The following is an 18,286-nucleotide window of genomic DNA, read 5'->3' as shown; positions in this document are numbered from 1 at the left end:
TCGTGTCTTTTATTCGTTTTTCATAATGCTTGCCGGATTGATGTTGGCAGCCTTGCTGATTTGCCTAATAATAGTCAACAAGGAGATGGCAGTTGTTATGGCTACTGCTACGGCAAACAAGTCGAATGTCAAAGGGGCTTTGTGGGCAAAATCCTGCAAATAGAGGGTAATGGCAATCCATGACAAGGGTATGGATAGCAAAGTGGCGACTCCCATGACCGAGAGATACTTTTTAATGAGTAAGGGGTAAATATCCTTTGCTTGCGCACCGTTCACTTTGCGTAAACCTATCTCACGGTAACGTTGCCGAATATCGAACAAGGATATTGACAATAATCCCAATGAAGAGATGAAAATGGCTATTCCGGCAAAGAGCGTATAAATGTTCACCACTTGACGGTCTTCACGATACATCTTTTGGAGTTCATCTTCTATCAGCGTATATTCAAAGTCGGTTCTTCCCGTAGATTCTTCGTATAAGCGGCGCAGGAAATCAATGACTTTGGCTTTATTCTCGTGCTTATACGAGGCTGTAACAGTATAAATTCCGCCTATGCTTGCATCGTGATAATAGATGACAACCGGTTGGATGGATTGTGAAAGGTGCCGAACATTGAAATCCTTTATGACCCCTACTATCTCGCAAGGTGGATTGTAGAAATCCGGTAAGCTGCTTGAGGCGTAGTGTGGTTCTTCAGGTTGCAGCTTGTCTTTGGTGATGTCTTTTATTCCATAGACTCTTTTAGCGGTTTCGTTGATAATTACCTTGAAACTGTTTTTGGTGAACGCTTCATCTATGGAGTCGTTCCATAGGCGCCCCTCTACAAGTTGAAAATCGTATATTGCCATGGAGTGGGTCGTTAAATGTGCAGATAATGCCGGATGGAAACCGTTTTCGGCTCTGTTGAGCGCAAAACTGTCAAAACGGAAGTCGGTGAACAGCAAGTCGTTTCCTCTGCTCCAATGCTCAAACAGAGTGCTTTCACTCATTCGTTTATTGACCAAAGCATTACTTATATATTGTCTTTTTCCTTCATCCAATCCCTCCTCTTTAGTTGTTTTATATAAGCCCAATTTATCGACATACATCCGGCAAGTTATCACATCGTGCGAGCGGAAACCGAGGTCGGCGCAGAGCATATACTCCAACTGCCGTACAAAGAATAGAGAAACGGTTATTATAAAGATGGTTACGACATATTGAAAACACAGTAATATCATGCGTGACCGTGTGGAAAAGCGTGAAGATGCCAGCTCGCGTATGGAGTTGACGGGTCTGCTACATGTGTATTTCAAGAACGGATAAACAGTAGTCAGCAATGGCAATCCTAAAAGTACGATGGCAGAGACCTTCCGGTCAAAGCCGGAGTCTGTTGTGGTAGGTATATAAAGTTCATGGAAAAAGAAAAACCTGGTTATTTCTATTAAAGCCCAGCAAAGGAGTAATGCCAGTCCCGTCAATAAGATGTTCTCGGCATATATTTGCAGGAAAATGTCTGTCCTGCCTGCACCGAACACTTTTTTCACCCCAAACTCTCTTGACCGCTTGGACATGATGACAGTGTAGATGTTGATGAAGTTCAGCAGCCCTATGATACCTACCAGGAAGGCTACTACCATCAATACCCGGACATAGCTTTGGTTGCCATATTGATAGTTCTTGTTTTCTTTTCCGTGGTCTTTATCGTAATATAAATCTTTCAAAGGCAAATACTGATAGCGTACTGTCTCATAAGTGCTCCATTTGCTGCGGGGGTGTTCTTTTGAATACTTTTTATTCAGCAGTGCAATGTCTGTATCCGGTGCCATCAGCATGGCGTATATAGGGTCGAAAAAAAGGAATTCATCCAGTTCATCCGACATAAATATATCCGGCATCCATGATGTCTTGGTATCGGGGTCGTCCACCACTCCTATAATAGTGAATTTATTCCCTTTTGTGTTTTTGAAAGTAGCGCCTATGGCATTCTTCCCTCCCAGCTTCTTCTTCCAAAAAGAACGGGTGATGACAACATCCCTCGGGCGGACTATTCTTCCGCTTCCGGCAATCACCCTATATGGAAAGATTTTGAAGAAGGTGCTGTCTACGGAAAAAGCGTTCGCTGCAATTTCCTGTTCACCGAACAGAACGGGCATATCCGATATTTGATAAATCACCGTAAATTGTTCTACGGCAGGATCCTTTTCCAATCCCGACCGGTAGCCTCCCAAGAAGTTCTCACCACTGCTGGTAGAGGTTTTTATCAGGCAAATGCGTTTATATTCGGGAAAGCATTGGTTCACTGTATTTTCTTGGTGGATATATCGGGCTACGGTGAGTACGCAAGCCAAACTGCACGCCAGTCCCAATACATTGATAAGGGTGTATGCTTTGAATTTCAGCAATGCATTGATGGCTAAGATTATTTGTCTCATAGTGCGTAGTTTTATTTCATTATCAATTCTTCCGCCTCGCCAAAGGTATCATATCCCGTTGTAATTACCCAATCTCCGGGCTGCAAACCTTCCGTAATCTCGTATTGTTGCGGATTTTGGCGACCGATGCCAAGCGGCACGCGCACGGCTTTTGTCTTTGCGGCGTTCAGTTTGTAAATCCATTGTCCTCCGGTACTCTGGTAGAAGTTGCCGCGCGGAATGACGAGCGCCTCCTCCGGCTGGCCGAGTTCTATCTGTACCCGGAAGCTTTTGCCTACACGTACGTTGTCGGGCATGTCACCGGTGAAGACGAGGTCTACGTCGAACGTGCGGTCTTTGACTTCGGGAACCACTTTCGTGATGCGCAACGGGTATTTTCTTCCCTGATAATTGATGGTGGCAGGCAATCCGGTGATAATGCGGTCGATGTAGTATTCGCTCAGGGAAGTATGCACTTTATATTGGTCCAGCACCTTGATTTCCGCAATGCTTTCACCGGAAGCGACCTGCTGTCCCGGAGTCACCTTGACAAAACTGAGCTGGCCGGCGACGGGAGCTTTCACCACCAGGTTGCCGAGCCGTTCGCAGGCGCGTTCATACTTCTTCCGTTCCCGTTCGCGGTCGTTCCTGATGAGGTCTTTGCGGATGACGGTGACGGCAGAGTCATGACGGAGGCTTTCCCTTTGAAGATGGGCATTTTTCACTTTATAGTTGTATTCGTCCTCGGAAACTTCGAGCTGCGCCTTGCTCTTGATGCCCATGCGGTACTCCTCCTTGTCAAGGGCAAAACTCTTGCGCAGGCGGTTGAGGTCATAATCGGTCTGCAGGGCTTGTTGTTGCAGGTTCAGGCTTTTCTGCTCCATTTCAATTTCTTTTTCGCGGTAGGTGATAAGCTGCTTTTCCCAGTCGTCGCGCTGGTCTTCGATACTGCGCAGCAGGTCGGGGTTTTCCATGACGAGGATGGTATCTCCTTGCCGGAGCAGGCTCCCCTCCTCTCCTATGATGCGTTCCACGCTTCCGGCTTCACGTGCATTGACCTTGATGGTAAGGATGGGCTGAATCACTCCCTCCACATCTACATATTCCATAAATTTGCCGTTCTTGACTTCGGCTATCTGTATGTTGTCCTGCTCGATACGCAGTTTGCTGGGACCCAGCGAAAGGGTGACTACATAAATCAGGAAGGCAAGGAAGGCAACGCCTCCCGCCAGATAGTAGCGGTAACGGATGTACCAGGGTTTCTTTTCAAGTTTTATATCCATAATGCAATATTTTATATACTCTTTTTTTACTTTTCAGATACCCCCTTCAGAAGTACTTCTGAATAAGGGTTCCGAGTTTTACTAAAACTTTACCGGAGATTTAGTAAATCGTCACCGGAGTTTTAGTAAATCTCCGGCCAGTTTTTACTAAAACTATTCCACGATTCTATTACTGTATAGATTCTTCATTAGTAACCCTTTCCAAGTCTTCTGCCAGTGGCCTCTCTTTTTCAAAGTCATATAGCGTGATGCTTCTCAGTGCATAGTACAAACTCCAATAGTTGTACAAAGCCGTTATATAGCTTCTCCGGGCCGTATCTTTTTCCGTGATGGATGCATTGAGGTCGAGTACCGAGGACTTGCCGAGCAGATAGAGTTTTCGGGCTACTTCGGCGCGTCGTTGGGCTGTATGGTCCGTGCGGGCGGCTATGTTTACCCGTTGCGCCTGCAGGTTGAATTGCTTTACGAGTTTCCGTACGTTCAAGTCGAAATCCGTCTTGTCTTGCTCTACCTGCGTGTAGACAAGGTCTCGGTTAGAACGGGCCACGCGTACTTGTCCCCTTCCGCGCCCCCAGTCCAGGATTGGGAGGGTAATGCCCAAGCTGACGTACTGCTGGTCCAGTGGATTCCGGTAGGCATCTTTCAGCTTGTCGGCAGTTTGTGTCAAGCCGAAGCGCAGGTAGATGTCTGCCTTCAGTCCGGCATTGGCCTTGGCGCGCGACACGGCACTCTCGCTTTCCACCTTGCGGCGTAGCATGTTCTGTATCTCCGGACTGTTTTCGTTGGCAAGCATCAGCGCGGCATCCAGGTCGATGTGCAGGTCGGGCACGCGGTTGTCTATTCTCACCTTTATAAGGAGGTCTTCTTGGATGCCGAGGTAGGAACGGAGTTCCTGCATGCAGTTTTCCACTTCGATGCGGGCATTCATGCAGTTGGTTTCTTCGGTCAGTTTGTTGAGTTCGAGCTGCAACATTTCGTTTTCGCTGATGGTGCCGATGTTATATCGTCCTTGCGCATATATATATAAGGTGTCGGCATTGGCGTAGTTGGCGTTGGCTATTTCGTAGTTGCTTTGTGCTTTGGCCAGGTTGAAGAACTTCTCTGTGGCATTGGCGGCAACAAGCTCAAGGGTTTCTACGTAGGTTTTCTTGGCTTCGCGATAACGGATAGGTTCGATGCGCCGGTCCCACTTCAGGCTGTTGTAGCCAAACAAGGACTGGCTGTATCCGATGTTGACGGGTGAAGTCTGCCAGGAATAGGTGTCACTGCTGAAAAGGTCGAGGCGCTGCGCAGCCGTTTCAATGAAAAAGGTTCCTCCGGTCCACGGCACGTTTTGTGTCAGGCTCAGTGTTAGGTCAGTGCTCAGCAGGTTCTGCTCTATGAACTTGACGTTGCCATCGCTTTGGGTCACTTTGTTGATAGCACGGTCCAGATAGGGATTGGAAGTAAGCTTGAGCGTCGGCAGGTAGTTGGCACAGTAGTATTTGTAGTTCCAATAAGCGGAACGGAAGCTATGGCGGGCATTTTGGGCGTCGGGCGACTGCTGGCGGGCCTGCTCGATGGTTTCTTCCAAAGTCAGCTCCAACGTGTGCTCTTGGGCAACGGCACTCGACGTCAGACTGAATGTAATAAGCAATAAAAATATATTCCGGTGCATAGTTGTTTTCTTTACTCTATAAAGTTCAAATTCTATGCCATAAGTATAAGTTGTTGTATTATAAGTGTTTGTTGTGGTTCGAAGCTTTCCAAACGTGTGCAGTTGCGCACAAAAATAGTGCGATAATGCACGCACAACACATGGATATTATACTTATCTTTGCCCGTACAAGAGATGTGGGATTGTGTAGGCCTTGCCTGCACGAAAAGAAAACAGATATGGAGCAGTTTGGTAAAATATTGATTGTAGATGATAACGAGGATGTGCTTTTTGCACTGAACCTTCTTCTCGAACCCTACGCCGAGAAGATAAAGGTGGCGGTGACCCCCGACCGCATCGAGCATTTTATGACCACTTTCCGTCCGGACATTATTCTGCTGGATATGAATTTCAGCCGTGATGCCATCAGTGGTCAGGAAGGTTTCGACAGCTTGAAGCAGATTCTGAGTATCGACCCGCAAGCAGTGGTCATCTTCATGACTGCCTACGCGGATACGGACAAGGCAGTGCGTGCCATCAAAGCGGGGGCTACGGATTTCATTCCCAAGCCGTGGGAGAAGGAAAAATTGTTGGCGACCCTTTCTTCGGGCATGAAGTTGCGCCGTTCGCGCACCGAGATAAATCTGCTGAAAGAGCAGGTGGAAGTACTGAGCAATGCCACAACGGGAGGCTCCGAAGAGATTATTATCGGTGATTCTCCCGTCATGCAGCAAGTTTTCTCTACTGTGGAGAAGTTGCGCGATGCGGATGCCAACATTCTTATATTAGGTGAGAATGGAACTGGAAAGGATGTGATTGCCCGTATGCTTTACCGCAATTCTCCCCGCTATGGAAAGCCGTTTGTCACGATAGACCTCGGCAGTATCCCCGAACAGTTGTTCGAAAGCGAGTTGTTCGGCTACGAGAAAGGCGCCTTCACCGATGCACGGAAAGCGAAAGCTGGACGTATGGAAGTGGCAACCGGCGGTACGCTTTTTCTGGACGAGATAGGTAACCTTTCCCTGCCCATGCAGGCCAAATTGCTGACTGCCATCGAAAAGCGTTGTATCAGTCGTTTGGGAAGTACGCAGGCTACGCCCATTGATGTGCGGCTCATCTGCGCCACCAATGCAGACATCCGTCGGCTGGTGGACGAAGGAGACTTCCGCCAAGACCTGCTGTATCGCATCAACACCATCGAGTTGCATATTCCACCTCTGCGGGAACGCGGAAACGACATCCTCCTGCTGGCAGAGTATTTCCTGCAACGGTATGCCCGCAAATATCAGAAAGAGATGCGCGGGCTGACCCGGGAGGCGAAAAACAAGTTGTTGAAATATGCCTGGCCGGGTAATGTACGTGAGTTGCAGCATACAGTGGAACGTGCTGTCATATTGGGAGACGGTTCTCTGCTTCGTCCGGAGAACTTTATGTTCCAAGCTTCTGTTTCCCGTCAGAAGAAGGAAGAAGAAGTCCTCAACTTGGAGCAATTGGAACGGCAGGCTGTGGAACGTGCCATGCGGCTCAGTGAAGGAAATGTGACCCGTGCCGCCGAATACTTGGGCATTACTCGCTTCGCCTTGTACCGGAAACTTGAAAAACTGGGCTTATGAAACGATATTCATTGATTGTGGCACTGCACATCATCGGCATAGCCTTCCTTTCGGTCGGCGTTTATCTGCTGGTGGATGCCGGACTGTGGTTCAGTGCACTGATGGCTTTTTTGATATTGCTGGCGATTGCCGTTCATCTGTACCGCCTGCAGATGATGCAGGTGCGCATGATGCGCCATCTGGCAGAGAGCCTGCGCTATGACGACATGATGCTGTCGTTCCGTTCTCCCTACAAGAACCGGTCTATGGAGGATATGGTGGACGAGCTTTCCGAAGCGATGAGGAATTTCCGTACCCGCGTGCTGGAACGCAATGAGATGGAAGCGTGGCAAAAGCTGATACGTGTGCTGACGCACGAAATAATGAATTCAATCACTCCCATCATCTCCCTCTCCGAAACCTTGAGCGAGCGGGAAATGTCGGAAAAGAACTATCCCGTCATGCGGCAGGGAATGCAGACTATCCACCGCCGTAGTAAGGGGTTGTTGGAGTTTGTGGAGAATTACCGGAAGCTGACAAGACTTCCCGCCCCCGTCCGTCGTCCGGTTGCCGTCCGCGAGCTGTTGCAGGATTTGCAGAAGCTGTTTTCGGAAGAGTATATCCGGATAGAGCTTCCGGAGACCGACCGCATACTCCAGATAGACCGGACACAGATAGAACAAGTACTGATTAATCTGATTAAAAATGCCAAAGAGGCATGTAGCAGGAAAGAGCATCCCCGGATAGAAGTGAAGATGCTACCCGCCCTCTCGTGGCAATGCCTAATCACTGTCAATGACAATGGTGAAGGCATTCTGCCGGAAGTGCAAGATAAGATTTTTGTACCGTTCTTCACCACCAAGCCTTCCGGTTCGGGCATCGGGCTCAGTTTATGTAAACAAGTGATGAACCGGCATGGAGGGAATATCACGGTGCAGTCTATTGTGGGAAAAGGGAGTTGCTTTACGCTGCTATTTGGATAAGTGGGAAAGAGGGTATATACAAAAATAAGCTACTGAAAAATCAGTAGCTTATTAATTTCTGTCGGGGTAGCGGGATTCGAACCCACGACCCCCTGCTCCCAAAGCAGGTGCGCTAACCGGACTGCGCTACACCCCGAATACTTTACTTCTGAAAAGCGAGTGCAAAGGTAAAAACAATTCTGATACCAACCAAACATTTAGGCAAGTTTTATGCAATTAAAATTACATTTTCAGATAGAAATCCTTCGTTAAAGCTACATATTCAGGGGTAAACTCATTGTGATTCACCTCAATACAGAGTTTCTCTTCTCTACACTCTTTTGCTTCAAAACCAAAGTTCAGCAATACCCGTCTACACGGTTTTCCGGGCTTGGTGAAGACTTGCACACGATGCAATGGAAACAACTTATGGTTCCAAGCTGTATCCACAACCGTTTTTTCAGCTTCCGCTGGAATAATGATGCTTACGACTCCTTGCTCTTCAAGCAAAGATGCCGAACGATGAAACAGTAAATCGTAATTCAAATTGCCCGCATGCCGTGCTGTGCACCTTTGTTCGTCAGGACATTTCAACGCATCTATAAAATAGGGAGGATTGGAAACGATGAGGTCAAATCTGTTTTCCGGCTGATAATCTCGGAAATCATGACATATGACCTCTACTCTATCGGCCCATGGAGAGTGAGATACATTTTCTGTGGCTTGTCCGGCTGCAGCCGCATCTATCTCGATTGCAGTAATCCGGGCATGCGGATTCCTTTGCGCTAACTGTAAGGCTATTAATCCGGTACCGGTTCCAACGTCCAGTATACGCTTTGCTTTGTCTGCCGGGGCCCATGCCCCAAGTAGTACACCATCTGTGCCGACCTTCATGGCGCATTTATCATGAAATATGGTAAATTGTTTAAACTTAAAAGATGATTTTGGCATGTTTATCTTCTTTAATTGGGCTCAAAAATAATCAAAGCCTGCATATTTGTCATAAAATTGGCACTGTTTTTGTCTTTTTAAAGGGTGAAGAACGTTTATTTATGAAGAAATAGCTTAACTTTGCAGGCGCTTTATTGGCCTGCCAATATGACATAAACTAAAAAGAAAGAAATGAAGAAAAGAAATTACCTGAGTGATGTCGAAGATAGAAGCGGAAACGCTTTCTCTGTAATTGCTGATTTTGAGGGGAATGAAGAACAATTGATGGACATTGAGGTAGAAGAGGTTTTACCGATATTGCCTCTCCGAAATATGGTATTGTTCCCTGGGGTGTTTATGCCGGTATCTGTAGGAAGAAAATCTTCCCTCAAATTGGTGCGTGAAGCAGAAAAGAAAAATTCTTATATAGCTGTTGTATGCCAAAAGGTGGCTGAAACAGAGACACCTCTGTTTGAGGATTTACATACCATCGGTACAGTTGCCAAGATAGTACGTGTGCTTGAAATGCCAGACCAGACAACTACCGTCATTCTGCAAGGCTCCAAACGTATGGAACTGAAGGAGATTACGGATACGACTCCTTATCTGAAGGGACGGATAGCTACGCTGAATGAAGAACTTCCGGAGAAGAATGACAAGGAATTCCATGCATTGGTAGAGGCGTGTAAAGACTTGACAGTACGCTACATCAAGTCATCCGATATGTTTCCGCAGGATTCGGCATTTGCCATCAAGAACATTACCAATCCAATGTTTTTGGTAGACTTTATCTGTACGAACCTGCCACTCAAGAAAGACGAAAAGATAGAACTGCTCCGTATCGACTCTTTGCGGGCGCGTACCTACCGCCTGCTTGAGATTCTGAATCGTGAAGTGCAGCTTGCCGAAATCAAAGAGTCTATCCAGATGCGTGCACGTGAGGATATAGACCAGCAGCAGCGTGAGTATTTCCTGCAGCAGCAGATTAAAACCATTCAGGATGAGCTGGGTGGCGGCGGTCAAGAGCAGGAAATAGAGGAGATGCGTAAGAAGGCGGAGACCATCAAATGGAATGATGAGGTGAAGGCTACGTTCCTGAAAGAGGTGGATAAGTTGGAACGTACCCATCCCCAGTCTCCCGACTATAGCGTGCAGCTGAACTATCTGCAGACGATGCTTAGTTTACCGTGGGGCATTTATACGACGGATAATCTGAGCCTTGTCAATGCAGAAAAGACACTGAACAAAGACCATTATGGTTTGGAGAAGGTGAAGGAACGCATTCTGGAACATCTTGCTGTATTAAAGCTGAAGGGCGATATGAAGTCCCCCATCATCTGTCTGTATGGCCCTCCGGGTGTGGGAAAAACCTCTTTGGGGCGTTCCATTGCTGCAGCCTTGAAGCGTAAGTATATCCGTATGTCGCTGGGAGGCGTGCATGATGAAGCTGAGATTCGCGGTCATCGTAAAACCTATATCGGTGCCATGCCGGGACGGATTATCAAGAATCTGATAAAGGCAGGCTCCTCCAATCCGGTATTTATTCTGGATGAAATAGACAAGGTGAGTGCCGACCGCCAGGGAGACCCCTCCTCTGCCCTCCTCGAAGTGCTCGACCCGGAACAGAATACTACATTCCATGATAACTTTCTGGATGTGGACTATGATTTGTCCAAAGTGATGTTCATCGCTACTGCCAATAATCTGAATACCATCCCCGGACCGTTGCTGGACCGTATGGAGCTGATTGAGGTAAGCGGCTATATCACGGAAGAAAAGATTGAGATTGCCCGCCGCCATCTGGTTCCGAAGGAATTGGAGGCAAACGGTATGAAAAAGAATGATATCAAGATTCCGAAGAACACACTGGAAGCCATTATAGAGAATTATACCCGTGAGAGCGGCGTGCGCGAACTGGAAAAGAAAATCGGAAAGATACTCCGTAAATCTGCACGCCAATATGCTACGGACGGTTATTTTGCGAAGACCGAAATAAAACCGGGAGACTTGTATGAATTCCTGGGTGCACCCGAATATACCCGGGACAAGTATCAGGGTAATGAGTATGCAGGGGTGGTGACCGGTCTGGCGTGGACTGCCGTAGGTGGTGAAATACTTTTCGTGGAAACCAGCCTGAGCCGTGGCAAGGGTGGACGTTTGACATTGACCGGCAATTTGGGTGATGTAATGAAAGAGTCGGCCATGCTGGCATTGGAATACATCAAGGCGCATGCCTCCCTGCTGAATCTTGACGAAGAGATTTTTGATAACTGGAACATCCATGTCCATGTGCCCGAAGGCGCCATTCCGAAAGACGGTCCGTCTGCCGGTATCACGATGGCTACCTCCCTCGCTTCTGCCCTCACCCAGAAAAAGGTGAAGGCCAATCTTGCCATGACGGGAGAGATAACACTTCGCGGTAAGGTACTTCCGGTAGGAGGCATCAAGGAGAAGATACTGGCTGCCAAGCGTGCCGGTATCAAGGAGATTATCTTGAGCGACGAGAACCGCAAGAATATAGAAGAGATACAGGATATATATCTGAAAGGACTGACTTTCCACTATGTGAAAGATATTAAGGAAGTGTTTGCCATTGCGCTGACTGATGAAAAAGTAGCCGATGCCATCGACTTGTCCGTAAAGAAAGAAAAGACCGAAAAGAAAGAGGAATGACATTCGAGTTACAATATACAGACAGCAAGACCAATGCACGTGCCGGACTGATTACTACTGACCACGGGCAGATTGAGACACCTATCTTTATGCCGGTAGGTACAGTGGGAACAGTGAAAGGCGTGCATCTGCCTGAGCTGAAAGAGGATATAAAGGCGCAGATTATATTGGGTAATACCTATCATCTTTATCTGCGTCCGGGACTGGAAGTGATAGAGAAAGCCGGTGGACTGCATAAGTTCAACGGCTTTGACCGTCCTATGCTGACAGACAGCGGCGGTTTCCAGGTATTCTCGTTGTCCGGTATCCGCAAGTTGCGCGAAGAAGGTGCGGAATTCCGTTCGCACATCGACGGTAGCAAGCATATCTTTACGCCGGAGAAGGTGATGGATATAGAACGGACTATCGGTGCAGACATCATGATGGCCTTTGATGAATGTCCTCCGGGGGATTCGGACTACGAATATGCAAAAAAATCACTGGGATTGACACATCGCTGGCTGGACCGTTGTATCAAGCGTTTCAACGAAACAGAACCGAAGTACGGTTATCAGCAATCCTTATTCCCCATTGTGCAGGGTTGCGTCTATCGCGACCTCCGCGAGCAGTCGGCAGAGTTTGTCGCCTCTAAAGGTGCTGACGGTAATGCCATTGGCGGTCTGGCTGTGGGCGAGCCTGTAGACAAGATGTACGAGATGATTGAGCTGGTGAATGGTATTCTTCCCAAAGACAAGCCTCGCTATCTGATGGGAGTCGGGACCCCGGTAAACATTCTAGAGGGCATTGAACGCGGTGTCGATATGTTCGACTGTGTGATGCCTACCCGCAACGGACGCAACGGCATGTTGTTTACCAAGGACGGCATCATGAACATGCGCAACAAAAAATGGGAAATGGATTTCTCTCCCATTGAAGCAGACGGTGCCTCCTACGTAGATACCATGTACAGCAAGGCATACTTGCGCCATCTGTTCCATGCACAAGAGCTGCTTGCCATGCAGATAGCATCTATCCACAACTTGGCTTTCTATCTGTGGCTGGCAGGCGAGGCACGTAAGCATATCATTGCAGGCGACTTTGCTACCTGGAAACCGATGATGGTGAAACGCGTATCGACAAGATTATGAGAAAAATGAACTGGAGGATATGGAAGAATATAAAGCTGCCGAGAGGTAAATTCCTGAAGCGGCTGGACTGGTACATTATTAAGAAGTTCCTGGGTACATATGTCTTTGCCATCGCATTGATTATCTCCATTGCGGTGGTGTTCGACTTCAACGAGAAGATGGACCGCTTCATGTCTCATGAAGCACCGTGGAATGCTATTGTCTTTGATTATTATCTGAACTTCATCCCCTACTTTGCCAATCTGTTCAGTCCGCTGTTTGTATTTATCGCCGTAATCTTCTTTACTTCCAAACTGGCGGAGAACTCGGAGATTATTGCCATGTTCTCTACGGGAATGAGTTTCAAGCGTATGTTGCGTCCTTATATGGTATCTGCGGCAATCATTGCGGTAGTGACGTTCTGCCTCGGGTCTTATGTCATTCCCAAAGGCAGTGTGACACGTATCAATTTTGAGGACAAGTACTACAAACCCCGTAAGGCGAATACGGCACGGAACATCCAGCTGGAAGTGGATTCGGGGGTAATTGCCTATATCGAACGTTTTGAAGACTACAGCAAGACCGGTTATCGCTTTTCTTTGGACAAGTTCAATGACAAGCAACTGGTCTCCCACCTTACAGCCCGTTCCATTACCTACGACACGACGGCCGTGCATAAGTGGAAAATCAAGGATTATATGATTCGCCAGATGGATGGCATGAAGGAGAGTATCACGAAGGGTGACCGCATAGACACTACCCTTTTTATGGAGCCTGCCGACTTCCTGATTATGAAGAACCAGCAGGAGATGTTGACCAGCCCTCAGCTAAGCGAGTACATCAACAGGCAGCGGCAACGCGGCTTTGCCAACATTAAGGAATTTGAGATAGAGTACCACAAACGCATTGCCATGTCGTTTGCCTCCTTTATCCTGACGCTGATTGGAGTGTCTTTGTCTTCCAAGAAAACGAAAGGTGGAATGGGATTGCATTTAGGTATAGGCTTGGCATTGAGTTTCTCTTATATTCTGTTTCAGACCATTGCTTCCACATTTGCCGTGAACGGCAACATGCCTCCGGTCATCGCTGTGTGGATACCGAATATAATGTATGCCTTCATTGCATTCTATCTATATAGGAAAGCGCCGAAATAAGCATTCTAAACCTCTACTTCAGCTTGCTCAAGTTGAGGTTTGGCGTACTAAAGCAGAGGTTTAGGATGTTTGTCTCTGGAAGCCCATTAAAATAAGAAGCCCCTCCCACTCTTGCGTTGTACAAGTGCGGGAGGGGCTTTTTGTTGTATTCATTTTCCTCTTTTGTTCTGTTCCCTTTTTTGCCGGAAAGAGACGTCGGTTTCTAGGGAACACCCTCACTTTCGTCTTACAGGTTTTTTTAAGTTGCTGTTGTATGCACCGGGCATCAGCAAGCTTAATTCAAGTAAGCGGAAAGTTCTGCAGCAGAGATGTTTTTGGCAATAATTACACCATTATCATCCAGTAAATAGTTAGTGAATCCGCGGCCTAAGCGATATTTCTTAAAGAGGCCGGAATATTCGCCTTTAGTTTCCACGAAACAAGTGGGCGTAACTATTTGGTCCTTACGGATGGTTTCTTCAAAGATTGACTGATACTCATCGAATGAAACTGAAACCATCTTCACATTGTTGCGGGCAGTAGAGCGAAGCGCATTGCTCAAACTTGCGTTTTGCATCCGGGACTGCGCGTCGTAACTTGCCCAAAAACTGAGCAATACATACTTTCCTTTCAAGTCTGAAAGTTCGGTTTGGGATTGCTCTGCCGACATGGTTTGGATTTTGAAATCCGGGGCCATGTCACCCACATTCAAACCTCCGGTAGGTTTGTCTTTTTCTACAAAAGAAGTCAAGGAACTTATTAGTAATACAACAAAAATCCATTTTGCATATTTCATGCGGCACGGTTTTGGTTAATACTATCCGGGACTGTCCTTCAACAGTGATTTCTTCCCGGAACATCGTCTTGTCAAAGCCTTGAATAGTGATAAATACACTGATAATCAAAGCTTTTAATTGTGAAATCGGGTGCAAAGGTAAGTAATTCCTAAACAAACTTCCAAATAAACAAGCATTTTTCTCACTTTTTAGAGGCATATTTTTATGTTATTTAGCATAAATAGTGGGAATTTTCCTTACTTTTGTAGCCTATTATTCTATCAAAAAGATGACTTATGCAACCATTGAACACTAAACTCATCCTGATACGTATTACGGGTGAAGACCGTCCGGGACTGACAGCTTCCGTGACGGAAATTCTGGCGAAATATGATGCTACCATTCTGGATATTGGCCAGGCAGATATTCACAATACTCTTTCGTTGGGTATTTTGTGCAAGACGGAAGAACAACACTCGGGGTTCATTATGAAGGAACTGCTTTTCAAGGCTTCCTCCCTGGGAGTGACTGTCCGTTTCTACCCCATTACTGCCAAAGAGTATGAGGATTGGGTGAATATGCAGGGAAAGAACCGCTATATTCTTACTTTATTGGGGCGTAAGTTGTCTGCCCGTCAAATATCTGCCGTTACCCGTATCCTTGCAGAGCAAGGCATGAATATCGATGCCATCAAGCGCCTTACAGGACGTATCCCGCTGGACGAATGCGAATCGCGTACACGCGCCTGCATCGAGTTTTCCGTTCGAGGCACTCCGAAAGACCGTATTGCCATGCAAGAGCAGTTGATGAAACTGGCAACCGAACTGGAAATGGATTTCTCTTTCCAGTTGGACAATATGTACCGCCGGATGCGCCGCCTCATTTGCTTCGATATGGACTCTACGCTGATTGAAACGGAAGTGATTGATGAATTGGCCATACGTGCAGGTGTGGGCGACCAGGTGAAGGCCATTACCGAACGTGCCATGCGTGGTGAGATAGATTTCATCGAGAGCTTTCGCGAACGAGTGGCTTTGTTGAAAGGATTGGATGAGTCCGTGATGCAGGAGATTGCAGAGAATCTTCCCATTACGGAAGGTGTGGATCGCCTGATGTATGTTTTGAAGAAATACGGTTACAAGATAGCTATTCTTTCGGGAGGGTTTACCTACTTCGGGCAGTACCTCCAGAAGAAGTACGGTATAGACTATGTGTATGCTAACGAGCTGGAAATAGAGGATGGCAAACTGACCGGCCGCTATCTCGGTGATGTAGTCGACGGTAAGCGTAAGGCGGAGTTGCTGCGTTTGATAGCTCAGGTGGAGAAAGTGGATATTGCGCAGACTATTGCTGTGGGCGACGGTGCCAACGACCTGCCCATGCTGGGAATTGCCGGCCTTGGAATCGCTTTCCATGCAAAGCCCAAAGTAGTTGCCAATGCCAAGCAATCCATCAACACCATCGGCTTAGATGGCGTACTTTACTTTCTGGGATTTAAGGATTCATACATTGATATTCCCCGTTGAAGGCAGATGCTTGAAACAAATTTGCAAGCCCTTGAGATAATTATTGTCCCAAGGGCTTATTTTTTTACTGTAAGAGTCTATTTTATAAGTCTTTTTCCTATCTTTGTACGCAAATTTAAAAGAGATACATGAAGTTTTCAGAACTACATTTAAATGGCGATGTGCTGGAGGCACTGGATGCCATGCGCTTTGAAGAGTGCACCCCCATACAAGAAAAATCAATTCCCGTCATACTCGAAGGTCGAGATTTAATAGCAGTGGCACAAACCGGAACGGGAAAAACAGCCGCATATTTGTTGCCTATATTGAACAAGCTTTCAGAGGGCGGACACCCTGCCGATGCCATCAATTGCATTGTCATGGCTCCTACCCGCGAGTTGGCGCAACAGATAGACCAACAGATGGAAGGTTTCTCTTATTTCATGCCGGTTTCCAGCGTGGCTGTGTATGGCGGTAATGACGGAATACTGTTCGAGCAGCAGAAAAGAGGGTTGACACTGGGTGCTGATGTCGTTATTGCTACCCCGGGGCGTTTGATAGCCCATCTTAGCCTTGGTTATGTAGATCTTTCCCGTGTCTCTTATTTTATTTTGGATGAAGCAGACCGGATGCTGGACATGGGATTTTATGACGATATTATGCAAATTGTCAAATTCCTTCCTAAAGAGCGGCAGACAATCATGTTCTCTGCCACCATGCCTGCTAAGATACAACAGTTGGCTGGTAACATTCTGAACAATCCTGCCGAGGTGAAGCTGGCTGTTTCCAAACCGGCAGAAAAGATTGTGCAGGCAGCCTACGTCTGCTACGAGAATCAGAAGCTGGGCATCATCCGTAGCCTCTTTGCAGAGGAGACGCCGGAACGCGTTATCATCTTTGCTTCTTCCAAACTGAAAGTGAAGGAAGTGACCAAAGCTTTGAAGCAGATGAAACTGAACGTTGGTGAAATGCACTCCGACTTGGAGCAGGCACAGCGCGAAGAAGTGATGTATGAGTTCAAGGCAGGACGTATCAATATCCTGGTAGCCACAGATATCGTTGCGAGAGGTATTGATATCGATGACATCCGTCTGGTGATAAACTACGACGTTCCCCACGACAGTGAAGATTATGTGCACCGCATCGGACGTACGGCGCGTGCCAATAATGACGGCGTAGCCATCACTTTCGTTTCCGAAAAGGAGCAGGGGAACTTTAAGAATATCGAAAAATTCCTGGATAGGGACATCTATAAGATACCGGTTCCCGAGGAGCTGGGCGAAGCCCCCGAATACAAGCCGAGAGCATTTGACGGAGGAAGACGGGGCGGCCGTGGAAACGGACGTAAGCCAGGAGGAAACAAGAACGGCCGTAACAACAGTAAAGGTGGAAAGCCCAGAGCCAAACGTCCACAGAATGGCGGCGAGAAGAAATAAACATTGTGGTGAAGAAAAGAAATAGAAAAAGCGGATTTATTCCGCTTTTTCTATGTTCATTGTATTGTCAAAACCAATAATCATATTTACCAAATTGTATACGGAACTTTCGGGTATGCCGAGGGTTGCCTGATAATGGTACCCCTTACTATCCACACCCATGAAATTCATATCGGCAAGAATGGCCTGGTCCAGCATTTCGGCAGGGAATATATCCGCAAACATCTTTTTAGTGATGTCCTGGCCATAAAGCATCTTCTTCCCTTCGTATACACAGATGTGGATTACATTATCATAATACACATTGTCCACACTGATTCCATTTTCAGAATAGGAAGTCTTGAAAACCTTCATCTTTGAGGGGTTGATATATACATATCCCCTATATCTTGTATTCTTGTATGTTACGATACTGTCTTTCTTTATCACTTCCGGAGTAGTAGAAATGACCTCCACTTCTCGACTGGTGAAAACCAAAGAATCTTCCGCATTCTCTGATTTATGCAGTTTAATTACTTCGTCGGCCAGCGAGTGGAACCAGAAGCTGTATTCCGTTTGACGGTCTATCTTATAGGCCACCGGTTCATTGCTGTATATGTAGATTGTATCGTGAACAACCTTGAAAGGTACGGGAGCGCTTTGCGGGTTGGCATAATATACCGTATCCCCTTCGATGCGCATCAACGGCATTTCTGTTTCATCGTTCACCCAGATGCCTTGTAACAGTTGTTTTGCAATGAGGTCTTCCTTTACGGAAACCTCTCCTGTTTGTCTGTTGCTGCATGAGGCCAATGAGACAACAAGTACAATGAGAATCGCACTTCCTTTTATTGTCATAACGTCCCTATTTATTTCTTTTC

Annotated in this window: 13 protein-coding genes and 1 tRNA gene; 7 read left to right on the top strand and 7 right to left on the bottom strand. The window is 46.9% G+C overall.

The window, feature by feature from the left end; translation table 11 throughout:
* Window positions 1-9: 9 nt before the first annotated feature.
* The 3 genes from DW039_RS08175 to DW039_RS08165 form a co-directional block, all read right to left on the bottom strand.
* Window positions 10-2,415: an FtsX-like permease family protein gene (locus tag DW039_RS08175; protein ID WP_057097904.1), complete on the bottom strand. Its 2,406-nt coding sequence runs from the start codon at window positions 2,413-2,415 to the stop codon at window positions 10-12.
* 11 nt (window positions 2,416-2,426) lie between these two features.
* Window positions 2,427-3,677, bottom strand: coding sequence for an efflux RND transporter periplasmic adaptor subunit (locus DW039_RS08170; protein WP_005837154.1), 1,251 nt, complete (start codon window positions 3,675-3,677; stop codon window positions 2,427-2,429).
* Between the two features lie 169 nt (window positions 3,678-3,846).
* On the bottom strand, window positions 3,847-5,334 hold the full coding sequence (locus DW039_RS08165; protein WP_008664553.1) for a TolC family protein: 1,488 nt from the start codon (window positions 5,332-5,334) through the stop codon (window positions 3,847-3,849).
* Between the two features lie 218 nt (window positions 5,335-5,552).
* Between DW039_RS08165 and DW039_RS08160 the strand changes: the two genes are divergently transcribed.
* Complete coding sequence (locus tag DW039_RS08160) at window positions 5,553-6,926, top strand: sigma-54 dependent transcriptional regulator (protein ID WP_034532868.1); 1,374 nt, start codon at window positions 5,553-5,555, stop codon at window positions 6,924-6,926.
* Window positions 6,923-7,888, top strand: coding sequence for a PAS domain-containing sensor histidine kinase (locus DW039_RS08155; protein WP_117703306.1), 966 nt, complete (start codon window positions 6,923-6,925; stop codon window positions 7,886-7,888). Before DW039_RS08160 ends, DW039_RS08155 begins: the two co-directional genes overlap by 4 nt.
* Before the next feature lie 61 nt (window positions 7,889-7,949).
* Here the strand turns inward: DW039_RS08155 and DW039_RS08150 are convergent.
* Together DW039_RS08150 and DW039_RS08145 are read right to left on the bottom strand one after the other, a co-directional pair.
* Window positions 7,950-8,024: transfer RNA gene (locus DW039_RS08150), tRNA-Pro, on the bottom strand.
* A gap of 86 nt (window positions 8,025-8,110) precedes the next feature.
* Window positions 8,111-8,818 (bottom strand): tRNA1(Val) (adenine(37)-N6)-methyltransferase, encoded by a 708-nt coding sequence (locus DW039_RS08145; protein ID WP_005825467.1) that lies wholly within the window; start codon window positions 8,816-8,818, stop codon window positions 8,111-8,113.
* Window positions 8,819-8,989: 171 nt separating this feature from the next.
* Between DW039_RS08145 and lon the strand changes: the two genes are divergently transcribed.
* The 3 genes from lon to DW039_RS08130 are packed head-to-tail and all read left to right on the top strand — an operon-like array spanning window position 8,990 to window position 13,730.
* On the top strand, window positions 8,990-11,470 hold the full coding sequence (lon, locus tag DW039_RS08140; RefSeq protein ID WP_005825468.1) for an endopeptidase La: 2,481 nt from the start codon (window positions 8,990-8,992) through the stop codon (window positions 11,468-11,470).
* Complete coding sequence (gene tgt, locus DW039_RS08135) at window positions 11,467-12,597, top strand: tRNA guanosine(34) transglycosylase Tgt (protein ID WP_005825470.1); 1,131 nt, start codon at window positions 11,467-11,469, stop codon at window positions 12,595-12,597. Before lon ends, tgt begins: the two co-directional genes overlap by 4 nt.
* Window positions 12,594-13,730 (top strand): LptF/LptG family permease, encoded by a 1,137-nt coding sequence (locus tag DW039_RS08130; RefSeq protein ID WP_005825471.1) that lies wholly within the window; start codon window positions 12,594-12,596, stop codon window positions 13,728-13,730. Before tgt ends, DW039_RS08130 begins: the two co-directional genes overlap by 4 nt.
* Before the next feature lie 274 nt (window positions 13,731-14,004).
* Here the strand turns inward: DW039_RS08130 and DW039_RS08125 are convergent, their stop codons facing one another.
* Entirely contained in the window at window positions 14,005-14,505 is a 501-nt protein-coding gene (locus DW039_RS08125) for a thioredoxin-like domain-containing protein (RefSeq protein WP_005825473.1), read from the bottom strand.
* 276 nt (window positions 14,506-14,781) lie between these two features.
* Here DW039_RS08125 and serB point away from each other — a divergent pair, with 276 nt between their 5' ends.
* Both serB and DW039_RS08110 read left to right on the top strand, forming a co-directional pair.
* The gene (gene serB, locus DW039_RS08115) at window positions 14,782-16,011 is read left to right on the top strand and encodes a phosphoserine phosphatase SerB (protein WP_120381856.1); all 1,230 of its coding nucleotides are present in this window, start codon (window positions 14,782-14,784) and stop codon (window positions 16,009-16,011) included.
* A gap of 128 nt (window positions 16,012-16,139) precedes the next feature.
* Entirely contained in the window at window positions 16,140-17,426 is a 1,287-nt protein-coding gene (locus DW039_RS08110) for a DEAD/DEAH box helicase (protein ID WP_044467634.1), read from the top strand.
* A gap of 36 nt (window positions 17,427-17,462) precedes the next feature.
* Here the strand turns inward: DW039_RS08110 and DW039_RS08105 are convergent, their stop codons facing one another.
* Window positions 17,463-18,263, bottom strand: coding sequence for a DUF4738 domain-containing protein (locus tag DW039_RS08105; RefSeq protein WP_005837141.1), 801 nt, complete (start codon window positions 18,261-18,263; stop codon window positions 17,463-17,465).
* Window positions 18,264-18,286: the final 23 nt, after the last annotated feature.

The organism is Bacteroides sp. AF39-16AC, assembly GCF_003602735.1.
Classification (GTDB): domain Bacteria; phylum Bacteroidota; class Bacteroidia; order Bacteroidales; family Bacteroidaceae; genus Bacteroides; species Bacteroides uniformis.
The sequence above is the reverse complement of the archived record's forward strand: the minus strand, read 5'-3'. Positions and strand labels throughout refer to the sequence as shown.

Excerpts from the sequence above, each read along its gene's own strand:
- DW039_RS08175 (WP_057097904.1), bottom strand. The coding sequence starts at position 2,415 with ATGAGACAAATAATCTTAGCCATCAATGCATTGCTGAAATTCAAAGCA.
- DW039_RS08170 (WP_005837154.1), bottom strand. The coding sequence starts at position 3,677 with ATGGATATAAAACTTGAAAAGAAACCCTGGTACATCCGTTACCGCTAC.
- DW039_RS08165 (WP_008664553.1), bottom strand. The coding sequence starts at position 5,334 with ATGCACCGGAATATATTTTTATTGCTTATTACATTCAGTCTGACGTCG.
- DW039_RS08160 (WP_034532868.1), top strand. The coding sequence starts at position 5,553 with ATGGAGCAGTTTGGTAAAATATTGATTGTAGATGATAACGAGGATGTG.
- DW039_RS08155 (WP_117703306.1), top strand. The coding sequence starts at position 6,923 with ATGAAACGATATTCATTGATTGTGGCACTGCACATCATCGGCATAGCC.
- DW039_RS08145 (WP_005825467.1), bottom strand. The coding sequence starts at position 8,818 with ATGCCAAAATCATCTTTTAAGTTTAAACAATTTACCATATTTCATGAT.
- lon (WP_005825468.1), top strand. The coding sequence starts at position 8,990 with ATGAAGAAAAGAAATTACCTGAGTGATGTCGAAGATAGAAGCGGAAAC.
- tgt (WP_005825470.1), top strand. The coding sequence starts at position 11,467 with ATGACATTCGAGTTACAATATACAGACAGCAAGACCAATGCACGTGCC.
- DW039_RS08130 (WP_005825471.1), top strand. The coding sequence starts at position 12,594 with ATGAGAAAAATGAACTGGAGGATATGGAAGAATATAAAGCTGCCGAGA.
- DW039_RS08125 (WP_005825473.1), bottom strand. The coding sequence starts at position 14,505 with ATGAAATATGCAAAATGGATTTTTGTTGTATTACTAATAAGTTCCTTG.
- serB (WP_120381856.1), top strand. The coding sequence starts at position 14,782 with ATGCAACCATTGAACACTAAACTCATCCTGATACGTATTACGGGTGAA.
- DW039_RS08110 (WP_044467634.1), top strand. The coding sequence starts at position 16,140 with ATGAAGTTTTCAGAACTACATTTAAATGGCGATGTGCTGGAGGCACTG.
- DW039_RS08105 (WP_005837141.1), bottom strand. The coding sequence starts at position 18,263 with ATGACAATAAAAGGAAGTGCGATTCTCATTGTACTTGTTGTCTCATTG.